Source organism: Vibrio natriegens NBRC 15636 = ATCC 14048 = DSM 759 (genome assembly GCF_035621455.1).
Lineage (GTDB): Bacteria > Pseudomonadota > Gammaproteobacteria > Enterobacterales > Vibrionaceae > Vibrio > Vibrio natriegens.
Window position 1 is genome coordinate 2,638,250 of sequence record NZ_CP141822.1, and the last position, 17,995, is coordinate 2,656,244.

20 protein-coding genes and 1 other RNA gene are annotated in these 17,995 nt (G+C 44.9%); 10 read left to right on the forward strand and 11 right to left on the reverse strand.

Going from position 1 to position 17,995, the window contains the following annotated elements:
• Positions 1-5: 5 nt before the first annotated feature.
• From rseB to rpoE, 3 genes are read right to left on the reverse strand one after another with little or no spacing between them, the layout of a single operon-like run.
• The gene (rseB, locus tag VER99_RS11910) at positions 6-965 is read right to left on the reverse strand and encodes a sigma-E factor regulatory protein RseB (RefSeq protein ID WP_014232999.1); all 960 of its coding nucleotides are present in this window, start codon (positions 963-965) and stop codon (positions 6-8) included.
• On the reverse strand, positions 962-1,588 hold the full coding sequence (locus VER99_RS11915; RefSeq protein ID WP_014233000.1) for a sigma-E factor negative regulatory protein: 627 nt from the start codon (positions 1,586-1,588) through the stop codon (positions 962-964). Before VER99_RS11915 ends, rseB begins: the two co-directional genes overlap by 4 nt.
• A gap of 26 nt (positions 1,589-1,614) precedes the next feature.
• Positions 1,615-2,193 carry an RNA polymerase sigma factor RpoE gene (gene rpoE / locus VER99_RS11920; protein ID WP_014233001.1) on the reverse strand — a complete coding sequence of 193 codons (579 nt, stop codon included), beginning with the start codon at positions 2,191-2,193 and terminating at the stop codon, positions 1,615-1,617.
• A gap of 574 nt (positions 2,194-2,767) precedes the next feature.
• Between rpoE and nadB the strand changes: the two genes are divergently transcribed.
• Positions 2,768-4,390: an L-aspartate oxidase gene (gene nadB, locus VER99_RS11925; protein WP_014233002.1), complete on the forward strand. Its 1,623-nt coding sequence runs from the start codon at positions 2,768-2,770 to the stop codon at positions 4,388-4,390.
• Between the two features lie 28 nt (positions 4,391-4,418).
• On the opposite strand, the gene VER99_RS11930 is transcribed toward nadB, so the two are convergent.
• Positions 4,419-4,844, reverse strand: coding sequence for a protein YgfX (locus VER99_RS11930; RefSeq protein ID WP_236614654.1), 426 nt, complete (start codon positions 4,842-4,844; stop codon positions 4,419-4,421).
• Entirely contained in the window at positions 4,813-5,073 is a 261-nt protein-coding gene (locus VER99_RS11935) for an FAD assembly factor SdhE (RefSeq protein WP_014233003.1), read from the reverse strand. The genes VER99_RS11930 and VER99_RS11935 overlap by 32 nt, the downstream gene beginning before the upstream one ends.
• 185 nt (positions 5,074-5,258) lie before the next feature.
• Between VER99_RS11935 and ygfZ the strand changes: the two genes are divergently transcribed.
• The 3 genes from ygfZ to VER99_RS11950 all read left to right on the forward strand — a co-directional run bounded on the left by ygfZ (position 5,259) and on the right by VER99_RS11950 (position 7,533).
• Positions 5,259-6,227: a tRNA-modifying protein YgfZ gene (gene ygfZ, locus VER99_RS11940; protein ID WP_020333981.1), complete on the forward strand. Its 969-nt coding sequence runs from the start codon at positions 5,259-5,261 to the stop codon at positions 6,225-6,227.
• Entirely contained in the window at positions 6,220-6,693 is a 474-nt protein-coding gene (locus VER99_RS11945) for an aminoacyl-tRNA deacylase (protein WP_020333982.1), read from the forward strand. The genes ygfZ and VER99_RS11945 overlap by 8 nt, the downstream gene beginning before the upstream one ends.
• A 633-nt stretch (positions 6,694-7,326) precedes the next feature.
• On the forward strand, positions 7,327-7,533 hold the full coding sequence (locus VER99_RS11950; protein ID WP_014233006.1) for a DUF1107 domain-containing protein: 207 nt from the start codon (positions 7,327-7,329) through the stop codon (positions 7,531-7,533).
• Between the two features lie 60 nt (positions 7,534-7,593).
• Here the strand turns inward: VER99_RS11950 and VER99_RS11955 are convergent, their stop codons facing one another.
• Genes VER99_RS11955 through VER99_RS11965 form a run of 3 tightly spaced genes read right to left on the reverse strand, consistent with a single transcriptional unit; the run spans position 7,594 to position 10,629 of the window.
• On the reverse strand, positions 7,594-8,802 hold the full coding sequence (locus VER99_RS11955; RefSeq protein WP_020333983.1) for an FAD-dependent 2-octaprenylphenol hydroxylase: 1,209 nt from the start codon (positions 8,800-8,802) through the stop codon (positions 7,594-7,596).
• 42 nt (positions 8,803-8,844) lie between these two features.
• Positions 8,845-10,023 carry a 2-octaprenyl-6-methoxyphenyl hydroxylase gene (ubiH, locus tag VER99_RS11960; RefSeq protein WP_020333984.1) on the reverse strand — a complete coding sequence of 393 codons (1,179 nt, stop codon included), beginning with the start codon at positions 10,021-10,023 and terminating at the stop codon, positions 8,845-8,847.
• Between the two features lie 27 nt (positions 10,024-10,050).
• Positions 10,051-10,629, reverse strand: coding sequence for a YecA/YgfB family protein (locus VER99_RS11965; RefSeq protein WP_020333985.1), 579 nt, complete (start codon positions 10,627-10,629; stop codon positions 10,051-10,053).
• Between the two features lie 248 nt (positions 10,630-10,877).
• On the opposite strand from VER99_RS11965, the gene VER99_RS11970 reads away from it, so the two are divergent.
• The 5 genes from VER99_RS11970 to serA all read left to right on the forward strand — a co-directional run bounded on the left by VER99_RS11970 (position 10,878) and on the right by serA (position 14,198).
• The gene (locus tag VER99_RS11970) at positions 10,878-11,186 is read left to right on the forward strand and encodes a cell division protein ZapA (protein ID WP_020333986.1); all 309 of its coding nucleotides are present in this window, start codon (positions 10,878-10,880) and stop codon (positions 11,184-11,186) included.
• Positions 11,187-11,194: 8 nt separating this feature from the next.
• Positions 11,195-11,379, forward strand: a non-coding RNA gene (ssrS, locus tag VER99_RS11975) — 6S RNA.
• Positions 11,380-11,383: 4 nt separating this feature from the next.
• Positions 11,384-11,977, forward strand: a complete 594-nt coding sequence (locus VER99_RS11980; RefSeq protein ID WP_020333987.1) for a 5-formyltetrahydrofolate cyclo-ligase — start codon at positions 11,384-11,386, stop codon at positions 11,975-11,977.
• Positions 11,978-12,035: 58 nt separating this feature from the next.
• Complete coding sequence (gene rpiA / locus VER99_RS11985; RefSeq protein WP_014233012.1) at positions 12,036-12,692, forward strand: ribose-5-phosphate isomerase RpiA; 657 nt, start codon at positions 12,036-12,038, stop codon at positions 12,690-12,692.
• 273 nt (positions 12,693-12,965) lie between these two features.
• Positions 12,966-14,198 carry a phosphoglycerate dehydrogenase gene (gene serA / locus VER99_RS11990; protein WP_014233013.1) on the forward strand — a complete coding sequence of 411 codons (1,233 nt, stop codon included), beginning with the start codon at positions 12,966-12,968 and terminating at the stop codon, positions 14,196-14,198.
• 66 nt (positions 14,199-14,264) lie between these two features.
• Here serA and VER99_RS11995 read toward each other — a convergent pair whose 3' ends face one another.
• Together VER99_RS11995 and VER99_RS12000 are read right to left on the reverse strand one after the other, a co-directional pair.
• On the reverse strand, positions 14,265-14,957 hold the full coding sequence (locus VER99_RS11995) for an oxidative stress defense protein (RefSeq protein ID WP_014233014.1): 693 nt from the start codon (positions 14,955-14,957) through the stop codon (positions 14,265-14,267).
• Between the two features lie 251 nt (positions 14,958-15,208).
• A complete protein-coding gene (locus VER99_RS12000) occupies positions 15,209-16,105 on the reverse strand; it encodes a LysR family transcriptional regulator ArgP (protein ID WP_020333988.1) in 897 nt (298 codons plus the stop codon).
• Positions 16,106-16,237: 132 nt separating this feature from the next.
• Here VER99_RS12000 and VER99_RS12005 point away from each other — a divergent pair, with 132 nt between their 5' ends.
• Positions 16,238-16,867: a LysE/ArgO family amino acid transporter gene (locus VER99_RS12005; RefSeq protein ID WP_024372923.1), complete on the forward strand. Its 630-nt coding sequence runs from the start codon at positions 16,238-16,240 to the stop codon at positions 16,865-16,867.
• 115 nt (positions 16,868-16,982) lie between these two features.
• Here VER99_RS12005 and mscS read toward each other — a convergent pair whose 3' ends face one another.
• Entirely contained in the window at positions 16,983-17,849 is an 867-nt protein-coding gene (gene mscS, locus VER99_RS12010; protein ID WP_014233017.1) for a small-conductance mechanosensitive channel MscS, read from the reverse strand.
• Positions 17,850-17,995: the final 146 nt, after the last annotated feature.

Genomic DNA, 17,995 nt, shown 5'->3' on the forward strand with positions numbered 1-17,995 from the left:
CATGTTTACTGATTATTGGTTACTTTAAATGTAACAGATTGAGCTATACGTTGCGCGGTTGCAGGAGGAATATCGCCTACGACGGAGATTTCATAATCGCCATTTACGTAGCTGTGCAGCGTTCTGCGACCTTGGCGTACAAGCTGACCTTTCAATGAGTGCTCATCTTTACTCGCTACATAAACCGAGAAATTAAATAACCCATCGGAATACATTTGGCTTTCTACCATTTGATCACTGACCGCCATGCGGTAGCGATTGAGTTCATTAGCCTCAAAACCATCTGGTATCCAACCGACAACCCAGTCGCTGGTGCTTACCTCACCTTTAGGCATGGTAAGAACAGCAGGTAACTGAACATCTTCTAAGCCACTCATGAGCTCAGCAATTTTAGTATTCACTGTGTATGAAATCGTACGGTATTGCTCTAGAACTTCGCCATCGCGATCAACAAGATCAGCTCGCAGTGGAAGCTTGCTCTTTTCATCAACCCAAAGGATATATGAATAGCGTAAGCCATCTTTCGGTACGATACGCAACACCTGAGTAGCAACACCGGCTTCACGAGCTCGACCAACCTGAACATAGTCATAATAGCGATTCAGTTCATCAATGTTGGTATTTAGCATTGGGATGGTCGGTGCAACCATTTTTCCAGATTCTATCGTGAAAGGCTCTGCACCTGTTTCGATGTAGCTGACTTCACTACCACGGAGAATGACTTCACGCACAGGGCCGCTGAGATAAATAAGGTGGGCGTATTGCTCTTCACCGTGAGTCGCGTGGCGGTACAGTAAAGGTTCAATACTGTTCTTTTTGATGAGGATATAAGAGAGCTCGTAGCTTAAATTCTTACTTGCCTCGCTCATTTGATGCAATAAAGCCTCCGCTGGTTTATCACCAGCAAAGGCTTGTGAAGACATCATACTGAACAGAGCGCAAGCGCTGATCAGGAATTTATTCATTCAACATCCGGAGTCAGAGTCGCATCTTGCTGAGATGCATCACTGTTAATTCTTAACTGTAATTCGTAGTCTCGCAGCATAGCATGAACACGTTTACGTTGCTCCTGCATATTTGCTTCACCCATAGAACGCTCTACAGATTCACGAGTTAAACTCACAGGTTCTGCGCTACCCGCGAATGGAACGGTTTGCAATACAGGCAACTGTTCAGCTTGAGGCACCGTAGAATCACTTCCACCGTACTGCTGTACACCTAAGATGACGACTAGCGATACACACGCAGCAACGGCAACTTGTCCAAATTGAGTCAACCAACTTGGTAGCTGACGTTTGGCTTTTTGCGGTTCTGGTTGCGACTCTTTAGGTGCATCCGTAATTGATATCACGTTGGCACTATGTGAATCGACAGCACGATGCACTGGTTCATCTTCTAACGCTAACGCCACGCTTTCAGCAATATTCCACTCTGGTTTTGCTGGCGCTTCGCCTCGCATCACATCACCAATCAGGTGATAATTCTGCCAAGCTTTACGGCTCTCTTGATCTTGCCCTAATTCTTGAATTAAAGCCTTATCGATCAATTCTCCATCCATGAGAGCTGAAAGTTTTTCTTTGTCAGCCATTGTTTTCACCATAGTTATTACTTGTACTAGCGTTGTAAAAGAGGTTTGATTTTCTTTTCCACCGCTTCACGAGCACGGAAGATACGTGAGCGTACCGTTCCTACCGGGCAATCCATTACTTCAGCAATTTCCTCATAGCTCAAGCCGTCAAGCTCTCGCAACGTCATTGCTGTTTTTAAATCTTCAGGTAAGGCTTCGATTGCACTGAACACTACCCGTTGCAGTTCTTTGGACAACGTTAAGTTCTCAGGGTTCGAAATTTCTTTAAGTGCACTACCTGTTTCGTAAAATTCAGCATCTTCAGCATCAACATCTGTCGCTGGGGGTCTTCGCCCTTGGGCCACAATGTGATTTTTCGCAGTATTCACTGCAATGCGATACAGCCACGTATAAAACGCACTTTCCCCTCGAAAACTGGGGATAGCTCGGTAAGCCTTGATAAACGCTTCTTGTGCTACATCTGGAACATCGCCAGGATTACTTACGTATCTGGAGATAAGATTACATACCTTGTTCTGATACTTCGTTACCAGCAGGTTGAATGCTTGCTTATCGCCATTCTGAACTCGCTCAATCAATACTTGATCGGTCAGCTGCTCGTTCATTCGAGCGGATACTCCTATTTGTTATGCCCCTACTCTTCTCAGATATGGGTACTATTTCTGCAAAACGTAGTATTGACACCACTGCTTACTTGAGCACTATTGTGACTGCAATGTGAATGAGAAAGTTCCGGGACTTCCCAAATTTTTATCATTGTTTTTTCACAGTGTGATGTCATGCGCCAAATCCCTACTCTTCTTAAACTTAAATCTAAGTTTGTCAGGCGAGCAAATTAGGGGGAAATGGGTATAATAATCGCCCTCTGTCCAAATTGTGCTGGGTAGAGCATGGAAAAGCAATGATATTGATAAACTATTACTTATCATTTGCATGGCTGTTGGCTGTCTGAATAACGCGTTGTTAAATAAAGCTCAAAAATATTCGTATGTAATTTAAGGTCTCCGACCTGGGCATACTTAAAAAGAAGAGTGGCTCAAGTCACCAGAGTAACTGTAATTTAGATGAAACTCCCAACTTAGCCCTTAGTGACGGATGTCACGCTAATGGAAGTGCACATGGTGTGCAAATAATATACAAGATAACGTTGTTGTCTTAGCTTGGGATTATGAAAGTTATATGAACACAAATCGTGAACATGAATGTGATGTGTTAGTGGTAGGGAGTGGAGCCGCAGGTTTGTCGTTGGCTTTACGTGTCGCAAATCACTGTAAAGTAATGGTACTTAGTAAAGGGCCACGTAGCGAAGGGGCGACCTATTACGCTCAGGGTGGTATCGCAGCGGTGTTTGATGAGTCAGATACAATTGAATCACACGTTGAAGACACCCAAATCGCAGGTGATGGTATCTGTGATGAAGAGACCGTGAGATTTATCGCTGAGCATTCAAAAGAATGTGTACAGTGGCTCATTGATGGCGGTGTTCCATTCGATCGTGAAGAAGACGACTCCGACGAAGAACCTCGTTACCACCTAACCCGAGAAGGCGGACACAGTTGTCGCCGTATTCTGCACGCTGCGGATGCAACGGGTATGGCGATGCAAACTTCCCTGCAAGATAACGCACACAATCATCCAAACATTCATGTTCTTGAACGACACAATGCGCTTGACCTGATCACGGAAGATAAAATTGGTGGTGACAAAAATAAAGTCATCGGCGCTTATATCTGGAACCGTAACGAAGAGCATGTAGAAACCGTACGTGCAAAATTTGTGGTTCTTGCGACAGGTGGCTCTTCAAAAGTGTACCAATATACATCCAACCCAGACGTTTCATCTGGTGATGGTATTGCCATTGCGTGGCGTGCTGGCTGCCGCGTAGCAAACTTGGAGTTCAACCAATTCCACCCAACTTGTTTGTACCACCCTGAAGCGCGTAACTTCCTGCTTACAGAAGCTTTGCGTGGTGAAGGCGCATATTTACGTCGCCCTGATGGCTCTCGTTTCATGCCGGATTTTGATGAACGTAAAGAGTTAGCCCCACGCGATGTTGTCGCTCGTGCGATCGACTTTGAAATGAAGCGTCTGGGTGCTGATTGCATGTATCTCGATATTAGCCATAAGCCAGCGGATTTCATTACCAAGCACTTCCCGACGATCTACTCTCGCTTGATGGATCTGGGAATTGATATGACCAAAGAGCCGATTCCGATTGTTCCGGCAGCCCACTACACCTGTGGTGGTGTCATCGTAGACAGAAACGGAAGTACCGATCTTAAAAACTTATATGCGATCGGTGAAGTGAGCTACACCGGCCTTCACGGTGCAAACCGCATGGCATCTAACTCGCTATTAGAGTGTGTGGTTTACGCATGGTCTGCGGCAAAAGACATTCTGAAACACCGCTCTGAAGTTGAACTGGCTCCTCAAGTGCCTTGCTGGGACGAAAGCCAGGTAACCAACAGTGATGAAGAAGTCATTATCCAGCATAACTGGCACGAATTGCGTCTGTTTATGTGGGACTACATGGGCATTGTGCGTACGGATAAGCGTTTGGAACGTGCACTACGACGCATTCAAATGCTTCAGCAAGAAACGCACGAGTACTACAGTAATTTCCGCGTATCCAATAACTTGCTTGAGCTGCGAAACCTACTTCAAGTCGCTGAACTGATGGTACGTTGTGCGATGCAACGCAAAGAAAGTCGCGGCCTGCACTACACACTGGATTACCCAAACCAATTGGAAAACAGTGGACCGACAATTCTAACTCCGGCGAAGCAACTGTCTGATAAATAATATTGGTGACAGTGCTTAATGCAACATATCAACAGGGAGCATCAGCTCCCTGTTTCATTTCCCACTGACGCAATACCAGGCTTAACTGACGGTATTGTGTATCGGCGCAGCTATCGCGCCATACTGTCACACTATCTCCAGATTGCAGTGTAATGGTGATATTAAAAGGCAGGGTCGACAAGTCGATCTGCTTGATCTGAGTCTGTGTTGATTCGCTTCTTATCGTGCCATCACAATGAACATGCCAGATACCTTGGCTGGCAGGCGCAACCAAAAGTTGACCAAAGTGCAGCTTCGCGATCATTAATAACAGATAAATAGATAATACAATTGGGGTATCGGAAAGGGTGACCGCCCAAGTCATAGAGAAAAGAAGAACAAAGCTAATAACTCGGGCAGTATTTGAGGAGGAAAGTGTGAGATTAACGAACTTTACTGAGGTTGTGGGCGACAATTTTATCAACCATTGAAGCGTGGCTCAGGTTCTCACTACGTCCGTGTCCCATAATCCAGGTAAACAGATCAGGGTCATCACACTCAAGCAAAGAAACAAAGTCATGCTGTTCCTGCTCACTCAGCGCATCAAAGCACTCTTCAAAGAACGGCATAATCACCACATCCAGCTCAAGCATACCTCTGCGGCAAGCCCATTTAATACGCGCCTTTTCTTCAGGAGTGTACATTCATTATTCCTTCATAGATGTCTTGTTATAAGTGCGGAGTGTAACAAGGGATATGCTACGCAACTAGTGTACGGGTCACAATACGCGAACCAAACCCCTTGAGAGTACTTGCTTATAATGAAAGCTGACAAATAACGATTCTCGAATTAACATAGCTGAAAACATCTTCAAAAGGCATTGTAATCATGGAATGGCAAACTCGCTTTTCAGCTCTACCCCTATCAACTCAAGATACTTTACCTGAGCTCTCTATCTCACTGTTGGATAACCTAGGCGTGATCACCATGGTGGGTGATGACAAAAAATCATACTTACAAGGCCAGGTCACCTGCGATGTTGTCTCTCTTGAGAAAGACCAATCAACACTTGGGGCACATTGTGATGCCAAAGGCAAAGTGTGGAGTGTTTTCCGCTTATTCCATCACCAAGATGGCTATGGACTGATCCAACCAAAGTCAGCCCTTGAAATCGAATTAAAAGAAATTAAGAAATACGCTGTATTTTCCAAAGTTACGATCGAAGAATCCAACGACATTATTCTTGGCGTTGCTGGCTCTCAAGCCAATTCGTTTATCGATGGCATCAGCGAAGAGTCTGGTGATGTACGTGCGATTAACGGCGGCACTGCCGTCAAAGTGGCAGACAACCGCTGGCTGCTGCTATTGACCAGCGATGCGGCTCAATCGATGATTGAAAACAGTGACGCTACACTGACGACACATGAACTTTGGAACCGTTTTGAGATTGAAGCGGCACTACCATTTGTACCAGCAGCGGCGCAAAACGAGCACATTCCACAAGCACTCAACCTGCAAGCACTTGGTGGTATCAGCTTCACTAAAGGTTGTTACACTGGGCAAGAAACCGTGGCACGTGCCAAATACCGCGGTACGAATAAACGTGCGATGTACATCGTGAAAGGCGCAACAGCGACAAACCTCAATGATGAACCAGTCCAACTAGAACGTAGTGTTGGTGAGAACTGGCGCTCAGTCGGTGCTCTACTGACTCATTACCAGTTTGCCGATAACCAAGCAATTGGCTTGATCGTCTTACCCAATAACTTAGATGACGACACGCGTTTGCGTTTAGTCTCTCAGCCAGAATGTGAATGGACCATCGCAGAACTGCCTTACAGCCTTGACGATGAGTAAACTCATTGAAACCCCTTTAATGCAGTTTTTGGCAGAGCAAAACATCACGTTTCGCTTGCTACCGCATCAAAGACCTTCTACCACCATTGAAGATGCCGCGCAGCAGCGTGGCATTCGCCCTTCTCAAATGGTTAAAGCTATCCTGCTGAGAGATATGGGGAATCTTTATGCACTTGCCTGTGCTCCAGGAGACCGAAGTATTGACCCTAAAAAGGTTCGCTCACTCCTTCAATGCCGACGCATGACTTGTGTCGACCAAGCGGATGTTGAAAGCATTACCGGATACAAAATTGGCACAGTGACTCCGCTGTTACTTAAACGTCATATGCCAATCGTTTTTGACCCAAGCCTCTTAAACGAAGGGGAAGTCACGATCAGCAGTGGTGATCGAATGGCAGGCATCGCTTTATCAATCGATGACCTAGTCAAGCTATGTCAGCCTGTCGTCGCGGATATTTGTCGTTGATTTAGACTACGAGCGTAATCGATTACAAGACCAGCCCCCAACACGTGACACAGATCACATCACGCGTAAATTGCTTGAGAATTTTTAATCATTTTTAAAACATAAATAGTCACTAAGAAAAAACTCGTATATGATGCTTGTGTTGGTTGAGTTTTCAACAGGACTCAGCCGACATAAAGTGAATCCGCTGATTTCGATAACAGTCTTTGTTAAGTCAGCAATCCACTTTTGTGTAATGCATCTGTGACTATTCGCCCGCTAAAGCGGGCTTTTTTTTGTATGAACTTTTTCTCAGCCTTCTTACTCTAAGAATAAGTAACAAGAGAAAATGGAATGAGCGTTAAAAAAGAAACATTTAGCAAACATTCAATTTCCTTCTATTCTTAATCCTGTAACAAAACTATTGCTTAATGCACCACGTACAAAAGAATAAAGAACGAATAACGTTTCTTAATAGGTGAATTTTGGGGTAATCCTCACGCAATTTGAGACATAAAGCCGTCAATTTGCCAAAGACAGCACAAATCTCTAAGTTGTTACATCTCACCTGCACTTAGTAGTATTGCTATCACAATAATTTCGCGTGAAAAACGTAGAATAACCTGAGCTAGGTAAGAAAAAAGGAAAGTAAATATGAGACTGTTTAAGCGCTATACACCAGGTATGATTGCTAAACATATAAGTCGTCTTTTTAAGGGAAGAATTTATATTTACGGGGTCGGTAAATTCGAGTTTGATAACGGCAAACTAATGCTGCCTGAGAAAGCGGAGCAACGTCACTTCAGAGCCGTAAAAGAGATCAACAAAGAAATAATGAAACTCCGATGCGCATATGCTTAGCTAACACTCACTGATTAAAAGGCTGAATGATTCAGCCTTTTTTTGTTCTCAGATAAACATCTATTGACGTGCTAACTCTGGCAGATCACCTTTCAAGCCGAGCGCTCGTTTCATGATCTCATCTTTCGCCCCAGGTAATTGCCCAGCCAGGCTCAAACCAATACCACGTATCAGCTTCTTAGCCGGATTCTCACCAGAGAACAAGTCACGGAAACCTTGCATAGCAGCAATCATCTTAGCCGATTCCGCTTTACGCCAGCGCTCGTAACTGCGAAGGTTACGCTTACTACCAATATCCTGCCCTTGATTCCATAAAGCCAGAACTTCCTGAGCCAAACTTGCTGCATCCAGAAGCCCCAAGTTCACACCTTGGCCAGCAAGTGGATGAATGGTATGCGCAGCGTCACCCACTAATGCTACTCGTTCGACGACAAAGTCTCGTGCATAACGCATTTTAAGCGGAAATGCGGCGCGTGCGCCTACAACCCCACACAAGCCAAGACGTGCATCGAACTCACTGGTTAACGCTTTATTGAATTCATGTTCATCCATAGCAAGTAAATGCTCAGCTCTGTCTGGCTCTGTCGACCAAACAATGGAGCACATATTAGGTTGAGACATTGGTAATAGTGCCAATGGGCCATGTGGAGTAAAAATCTGACGCGCGATATGGTTATGCGGTTCGGCAGTTTTTACATTTGCGACCAACGCGCTATGGCCGTAATCCCAATGAGTAAGAGGAATGTCCATCTGACGACGCAGCCAAGAGTTTGCACCATCCGCACCAACCACTAGTTTGGCCGTCATCGCTTGTCCATTATCCAGTGTTAGCCAGCTTTCTTGCTCACCAACGGCCAATGTAGCGCAACGGGCAGGCATAAACAGCGTCACGTTGTCTTGCTTCTCAACTTGCTCCAGCAGTGCCAGTTGAATCACTCTGTTTTCAACAATATGGCCCAGATCAGGCTGCGCCATGCTTTGGGCATCAAACTCTATTTTGGCAAAGCTGTCCTGTTCCCAAACTTCCATACCATAGTATGGCGACGCTCTGCGCTGTTCAATGCCCTGCCAGGCTCCCAGCTTACGTAATATGGTTTCACTAGAGCGACTCAATGCAGACACGCGCACATCGGGCAGTTCATTCAGTTTATCGTCAGGTACACTACCTTCAATGACAGCGATTCGCAGGTCACTGTCTTTGAATGCGGCGGCAAGCGCTAACCCAACCATTCCTCCGCCGATGATGGCGATATCTACACTTTGCATCATTGCTTTTACTTACCTAGTTTTTAGCTAATTCGTTGCAACCGATCATCGTTTTACTAAGCCAAGAGTGTGGCGTAGAAGTGGCTGCTTAAAAATAGAAAGGTTATCCATCGCGGCTAAAGCGGCATTGCGCCCGATTCGCATCGCGGGTAAATCATTTGAAAAAACATGCACGAGCGAGCTCGTTAACCAGATGGTTTCTCTACGGTCTGCTTCACGACGCTGACTAAAACGCATCAAGCCTTGATAACGCCCAACATCTTCACTCTGCTTAATAACTTCTTCAGCCAGAGACACCACATCACGAATACCCAGGTTGAAGCCTTGCCCGGCGATCGGGTGCAGTGTTTGAGCGGCGTTGCCCACAATTGCAAAACGGTGTGAAATATTCTGCTTACGATGACGTAGCAATAGCGGGTAACTTGCACGTAGCCCTACTTTCTTAAGGGCACCTAAACGCCAGCCAAAATCCTGCTGTAAGCGTGCAAGAAATTCACTCTCAGAGAGTGCCAAAACGGATTCAGCTTCATCCGGGTGCAAACACCACACCAGCGACATACGGTTGTCACTCATCGGCAGCAAAGCGACGGGGCCGTTTTCAGTAAAACGTTCAAACGCACGCCCTTGATGCGGCTCCTGAGTTACGATGTTAGCAATTATAGCCACTTGCTCAAAGTCATGTTCAGACAACTCTAATCCGACTTGCTGGCAGCACTGTGAAACGGCACCATCGGCCGCGACTAAAAGCTTAGCTTCTAGCTTTTCCCCGCTGCTTAATTCAACCTGAGTATGATCTTGCTCTCGCTCAATATAGGTGACGGAGTCGGGACAGAAGAAATCTATCGAGGCACTACTTGTAAGTAGCTCTTGGTAAACACGCCCGACATCAGCAAGCTCAACCACATATCCCAGCGCTTCAACCCCAACCTCTTGCTTGGTGATATCAGTCATCCCTGCATGAGAACGATCAGAAACATGGATATGTTCAATTGGCGTAGCAAAAGGCTCGATGACTGACCAAAGCTGTAAGTGGCGCAGAAGATTAACGGTTCCGTATGATAAGGCGATAGAGCGCGAGTCAAACCCGGGGTGGGAATCCGACTGAGCTTTAAATGGCTCGACGACAGCAATGCGCAGAGCCGCCTTGGATAAGTGTTCGATCGCCAGTGCCAACGTCGCACCAGCCATAGCACCACCAGCAATGACTACATCATATTGCCTCATGCTTACTTACCTCTGAACAATCTGTAATTAGTGGATCGTTGGTTTACTGTCACTGCTATCAGGTCGTGCACCAAACTCGGCATGGATAGTCAGAACACACGCTTTAACATGTTCGATCACTTGCTCAAGCAGCTGCGCTTGCTCGCCAAGATCGTCGTCTTCATCAATACCCAACTTGGCAATTTCTTCTAAATCGGCCAACGCTTCCTTTACATCGTCAGAAGCTTTGCCAATCGCAATGCCAGCCAAACCTAAGCCAGAGATAAAGTGGTTAACAAAATCAGACAAACCGTCGGCTAAAGCAAACAAACCTTCTTCACCAGCTTCATCTGGCAGTAACAACGACAGCTCCATTGAAGAGCCGGTAAGCTCACTGACAGAAACTTTGAATACGCTCTGTGCGAACGCTAACGATGTAGCAGGCCAGCCCATGCCGTCGTTAGTGTAATCAAACAGGATTGGTTGCCAGGTTTGGTCGTTAATCGCCAATCCACCACTTAGCATGCCGACAAGCAACCCGTGTAACTCTGCCGGGGTAACCGCCAGACTTGCAGATTTTAACTCAGCAGCAATAGATTGGTATTCAGGAAGGGTGATTTCACTCATAGCTTGGCTCATTCTTGCATAAATTTGTTTCGATATATCCTACCATCAAGCCTAGTCGTCCGAAACGACTATCAAATTCATTTTGAACACCATTTGCTCAATTTGCCGAATTCCTGTGTGATCACGTCATCATTTCTCTTTCTGTGATGGGAAATGCTTGAATCTTAATAGCGGTTTTCCTATAGTTTCCTCCTCGGTAGTTGCATAGAGCAACACCTTAGATAGCGCGAATATAGAGTTTATTCATCATGAGCAATCAAGCGATCGACGTTCAAATACTAGGCAAAGTAACTCGAGTGAATTGTCCTGCGGGCCAAGAAGAGTCTCTCGTTGCAGCAGCAAAAGATCTCGATCGACGATTGAAAGAGATGAGCGAACGTACTAAGGTAACCAATGAAATTCAGCTGCTGACTTTTGCCGCGTTGAACATTTGTTATGAATTACAGACCAAGTCATACGAATCGAGCGGGCAACAGCAAGAAATTACTGAGCGAATGGAACAGCTCACTGCGTCTCTAGAGAACGCATTAAGTAAAGTTACGCAAGGACAGCAGTAAATACAAAATTTACCCTGGGGTGTGCGTCAGCAGGATGTAAGTCCCTGAGCCGATAAGCAATACCTAAGGGTTAGTATTTGGTAACTATTGAGCAAGCTTGGCATGTACCGAGAAGCCTACGGTTATCAGTGCTGATCCGCCTTGAACCAGCTGGTTCAAGGGCCACAATCCTCAACGGCACCCTGGGGTATTCCTCTATGTCAGAACTTTCTCGACAAGACTTTCGTAAATTGATCCGTGAAAAACGTAACGCTCTATGTAGTGACACACAGTTTCAAGCGGCGCTCGACCTAGTCAGTCAATTTTCCCAACTTCCTGAAATACAGCATTCTCAGCACATTGCTATTTATCTTTCTGCGGATGGTGAACTGGATACCAAGCCCCTTATCGAGTGGCTATGGCAACAAGGGAAATCAATATATCTACCAGTCATCCATCCTTTTTCAAAAGGTCAGTTACTGTTTCTTCAGTACCTGAGTGATGATCAACTCATCTACAACAAATATGGCATTCTTGAGCCAAAGCTCGATATTCGCCACCTTATGCCTGTTCGCCAGCTCGATCTTATCTGCACGCCATTGGTAGGTTTCGACAGTATTGGCCATCGTCTAGGAATGGGCGGTGGATATTACGATCGCACCCTTTCACATTGGTTTGCCAGTGGTGAAGGTGCCACACCTGTTGGTATCGCTCATGACTGCCAGCATGTTGAACGCCTGCCAATTGAAAGCTGGGACATTCCACTGCCTAAGATCGTGACTCCAAGCCGAATCTGGCAATGGGAAAACTAGCACTTACCCGCTATAATCACGCCGCAAATGTTAACGAACATCTATTCAGGAGATTGGCATGACTCAAGATGAAATGAAAAAAGCGGCTGGTTGGGCAGCATTAAAATATGTTGAAAAAGGCAGCATTGTCGGTGTAGGCACTGGCTCTACCGTGAATCACTTCATCGATGCACTAGGGACTATCAAAGACGATATCAAAGGTGCAGTCTCTAGCTCTGTAGCTTCGACTGAGCGTCTAAAAGAGCTTGGTATTGAAGTATTTGAGTGTAACGACGTAATTAAGCTAGATGTTTATGTTGATGGCGCGGATGAAATCAACCCAACGCGTGACATGATCAAAGGTGGTGGCGCCGCGTTAACACGTGAAAAAATCGTCGCAGCAATCTCAGAAAAGTTCGTGTGCATTGTGGACGATACAAAAGCAGTAGATGTTCTAGGTCAGTTCCCATTACCTGTAGAAGTGATCCCAATGGCTCGCTCATACGTGGCACGTGAATTGGTTAAACTTGGTGGTGACCCTGCTTACCGCGAAGGCGTAGTGACAGATAACGGCAACGTGATTCTGGATGTACACAACATGCAGATCACTAACCCGAAAGAAATGGAAGATAAGATCAACAGCATCGCAGGTGTTGTCACTAATGGTCTGTTTGCTCATCGTGGTGCGGATGTGGTTATCACAGGCACGCCTGAAGGTGCAAAAATCGAAGAGTAAAAAACCTAGATAATTCGCCTATCAGGTTCATTTTTCGGTTATTTCATTACATACGGTGCTGCAAAGCACCGTTTTTCATTCTTTCACCAAATAAAATTATTCCTTATTCCGTAATTTTCTTACCCAAAGCTATTTTTTTTTGTTACTTTATTGAACAGAAGACGCACAAGGAAACGTTTGTCCTCCTACAAAACTATTAATTATCCCCTTTTTAATGGTTTTGCCCAATGTGCGCCATATTAGCCCACCTTTCCATTTTAAGGACGAGAAAAAATGGCCAAAGTTTCGCTGGAAAAAGACAAGATTAAGATCCTCTTACTTGAGGGACTTCACCCTTCTTCAGTTGAAGTTCTTCAAGCTGCTGGTTACACCAACATTGAATACCACAAAGGTTCACTTCCTGAAGAGGAACTGATTGAAGCGGTTAAAGATGTTCACTTCATCGGCATTCGCTCCCGCACTAATCTATCGGAAGAAGTGATCAATGCGGCAAACAAACTGGTTGCTATTGGCTGTTTTTGTATCGGTACTAACCAAGTCGATCTCGACGCGGCTGCAAAACGTGGCGTTCCTGTGTTTAACGCACCTTTCTCAAACACTCGAAGCGTAGCCGAGCTGGTTCTTGGTCAGATTCTATTGCTTCTACGAGGCATTCCTGAAAAGAACGCACTTGCACATCGCGGCATTTGGAAAAAGAGCGCAGATAACTCTTACGAAGCTCGTGGTAAGCGTCTTGGTATTATCGGTTACGGCCACATCGGAACTCAGCTGGGTATTATCGCTGAAAACCTTGGTATGCGCGTTTACTACTACGACATCGAAAACAAGTTGTCTCTTGGTAATGCCACGCAAGTTCATACCATGAGCGAACTACTGAATAAATGTGATGTTATCTCACTGCATGTTCCAGAAACACCTGAAACGAAGAACATGATGGGTGAAGAAGAGTTTGCTCGCATGAAACCAGGCGCAATCTTTATCAACGCTGCTCGTGGTACCGTTGTTGATATTCCAGCTCTTTGCAGCACGTTAGAAGCAGGTCATCTGGCTGGTGCAGCTATTGATGTATTCCCTGTTGAACCAAAAACAAACGCAGACCCGTTCGAATCTCCACTACAGAAGTTCGACAATGTTATTCTGACTCCACACGTCGGTGGTTCTACGCAAGAAGCGCAAGAAAACATCGGTGTAGAAGTGGCTGGCAAACTAGCGAAATACTCTGACAACGGTTCAACGCTTTCAAGCGTAAACTTCCCTGAAGTATCTCTACCTGAGCACGGTGGTGAAGTTTCTCGCTTGCTACACATCCACAAAAACCGCCCAGGTATCCTGACTCAGATAAACACTATCTTTGCTGAAGAAGGCATCAACATCGCCGCACAGTACCTGCAAACTGCAGCTGAAATCGGCTACGTGGTTATCGATGTGGAAACTGAACGTTCAGAAGAAGCACTTATCAAGCTGAAAAGTATCGAAGGCACGATTCGTTCTCGTATTCTTCACTAAGAAGCACAGAAACAATAAAGGCAGGGAATTTCCCTGCCTTTTTTATATCTGAAAATAGGATGCGCCTTATTTCAGCTTGTAGATAACCTCTACCTGATCTCGGATCACCATCGTAGAGTCCTGATAACTATTGGCATTCTGCTTGCCTTCCATCGCCATGGAGCGCATTAAAACTGGTGTTGGGTAAGTGTTGTTGTAGTTGACCCGCCAGATATCCCCCAGAGTCTTATCAAAGCCAGAAGCTAAAGAGGCAGCACTTTCTCTGGCATCTTTGATCGCAGCCAAGCGAGCTTTCTGTTGATACTCAGCCTGATTACTCACCTTAAGCTGAATATTATCAACCTGGTTAATACCCGCTTGTATTGCCATATCAAGGTACTGATTAAGGTTGGCTAAATCCTTAACCGTAACGTTAATACTGCGAGAGGCGCGATAACCTACCAGCTCAGCCTTACCCGATTTTGGATAATGGTATTGAGGAGCCAGGTACAGATTCGAACTGGTAATACTGTCTTTAGATAATCCTGCATCTGACAGTTTTTGCAAAAACTCATCGACAGTCGTATCCACCGACAGCTTCGCTTGCTCGGCAGTCATCGTCGTATCCACCACTTTAACCGAAAAAGTCGCCATATCTGGCGTAGCAATTACCTCGCCATAACCTGTTGTCGTTACGTGTGCAAATTCAGGTGTAGTAGCTAGGGCTGAAACACTGGTAAGGCTGAGCAAAGTAGCCAGCAAACACGAATACAGTTTCATTCGACAGATCCATCCATATATAAAAGACATGTCCCAGAGCAAAAATACAGTAGCGAAAACCACTGAAGCCGTCCGGGGGAATACCCAAAAACTTAGAAAGCTTTGAGCATATAATGCTTGATAATAGGAACTTTCGACGATTATCCAACCACCCTCGCCCACTTCTAACACAACTTTGACTGTGTAACTTTGGTGTAATTTTTAACCAAATCAATGCAAGAGGTACGCGTTAACGTCATTGTTATTGCATTCTACTGCGGTAAATGACGTTGAGCATAACCGACGATTGCCTGCGAAATTTCTTGTAATACGCCGGTTTCCAATTGCCAGTGATGCCAGTAAATTCGATAGGTCATCAGGAATCCCGGAGTAATATCAATGAGCGAACCTTGCTCCAATTCATTCGAGATCTGTAAACGGGGAATCAGGCAATACGCAACACCCGCCATCGCCATTTTCAGAAACGCTTCAGAGCTGCTTATATTATGATGAATCACGCTATCGGGGCGCACATTAAAATGCTTGGTAAGAAAGGCTTTATGTAGATCATCATATTGATCGTACGATACGGCTGGGGCTTTAGAGAGTGTTTTATTGTTTACGCCCTCAGAAAAATAACGTTGATAGAATTCAGGGCTAGCAACACAGACATAATCAATACGTCCTAAATAGTCCGCTCTACAGCCAGGAATAGCCTGAGATTCCAGGCTGATGGCTCCTGCAACTTCCCCACTTCTTAGCTTTTCAATAGAGCGCGATTCACCATAAATAGCGAGTTTTAACTCAACTTGACGAGTTTTCATCACATCTTGCAATGCAGGTAACAGCCACGTAGCCAAGCTGTCCGCATTCGTCGCCAACGACAACTGAACCGGGCGTGTAGTGGTGTCATTTTTTAGTTCAGGTAGGATTTCATGTTCCAGCATGCGAACCCGACGATACAACCCGAGCAGCTTCTTGCCTATTGGCGTCGGCTTAGGTGGCTGCTCACGAATAAGTACAGGTTGAGCAAGAAACTTTTCTAACTGTTTAATTCTCTGAGAAATAGCAGATTGAGAGACATAAAGGCTCTCAGCGGCTCGCTCAAAGCTTCCTTGATAGACGACGGCATCAAGCGCTTCTATCCACTTATAATCCAGCCCTCTCATGAAAATTTCCCTCTTCATCCATCTTGATAAGTTTTACTAATAATATATTAAAATCATTAATTATACTTATTTCATCAAAGCCTTTATCTTGCTCCTCTTCGTGAATTTAATTGCTATTTTTTGAGGTGAATTGTGAGTTTTTGGGTTGTATTGCAAGGGTTTGGATTAGGGGCATCGATGATCATTCCGATTGGCGCGCAAAATGCTTATGTCTTGAATCAAGGCATAAAACGCAACCACCATCTCACCACAGCCACCATCTGCAGCATTCTGGATATGCTGTTTATTTCTCTTGGTATATTCGGTGGTGGTGCGGTTTTATCGCAAAATGAAATGCTTCTGACCGCTGTAACGCTCGGTGGTATTGCTTTCCTAAGTGTCTATGGTTATCTATCAATGAGAAGTGCATTCAAGCCAGAAAATGAATCGGAAACCAAAGGGGAAGTAATAGCTCGTGGTCGTCGCACCGTGATTTTAGGCGCACTTGCAGTTACGGTATTGAACCCACATTTGTACTTAGACACCGTCGTTATTCTTGGTTCTATTGGTGGCCAGTTTGAGGGACATGACCGCATCGCATTTGCACTGGGCACCATGATGGCCTCGTTTGTGTGGTTCTTTACCCTATCTCTGGGTGCAGCCAAATTGGGTCCGACTCTGTCTAAGCCTAAAGTGAAAAAAGGCATAGATATTGGTGTCGCATTGATGATGTTTGCTATCGCCTATGTTCTAGCGAGCGAGTTGCTAGCCAAATACTGGTGATAACTCTCGTTATGCAGAAACTTAATGTAGATAACCTTCTCTACTATGCATAAAAAATATGCATAAAAAAAGCGAGGCAAATTTGCCTCGCTCTCTAAATAGAAATTCGCTTTGATTACGCTTCTACTTTGTTCAGGTGAATATCCATTTGTGGGAATGGAATCTCGATGCCATTTGCATCCAAAGCTTCTTTGATGCCTTGCATTGAGTCAAAGTAAACGCCCCAGTAATCTGCCGTTTTAACCCAAGGACGAACAACAAAGTTAACTGAAGAATCCGCTAGAGCCAGTACACCGATTGTCATATCTGGATCTTTAAGGATGCGTGGATCTTTTTCTAGTGTTTCACGGATAACTTTCTTAGTTAGTTTCAGATCCGCTTTATAAGAAACACCAATAACCAAATCAACACGGCGAGTCGCGTGACGAGAGTAGTTAGTGATTGCACCGCCAATAACTGAAGAGTTAGGAACTACAACCATTTTGTTATCAGGCGTTTTTAGAATCGTTTGGAAAATTTGAATTGCTTCAACACTACCCGCTACACCACCGATTTCTACATAATCGCCAGACTTAAATGGACGGAATGCAACGATAAGCACGCCTGCCGCAAAGTTTGATAGTGAACCTTGCAGAGCAAGACCAACAGCAAGACCAGCCGCACCGATTACCGCAACTACAGAGGCAGTTTGAACACCTACACGACCAAGAGCGGCGATAAGAACGATAACGAACAGTAAGTAACGAACAAGACCGTGAATAAATTCAACGACAGCCTTATCCATGTTTTTCTTTTCAAGTACTTTAGCTACACTTCCAGCGACTGCTTTAACGATAATATTACCGATAAATAGAATAATCAGTGCTGAAATAATGTTTACACCATATTGAACAAGAAGGTCTGAGTTGTTTGAAAGCCAAGTCTCAGCTTTAGTCAGCCCATCTGTTAATGTGTTATCGATACCCACCGATTCACCTGCCATAATGCTTATCCTCAAATCAAGATATAAAACCAATTGCCGCTTATTTATGAACCTTATTTTTTATAGGTTCTTATCTGTAACAATATCACTATTATAAAACTGAACAGTGTCAGAATTTTGGCACGATATATCAACTTTGACGTTTT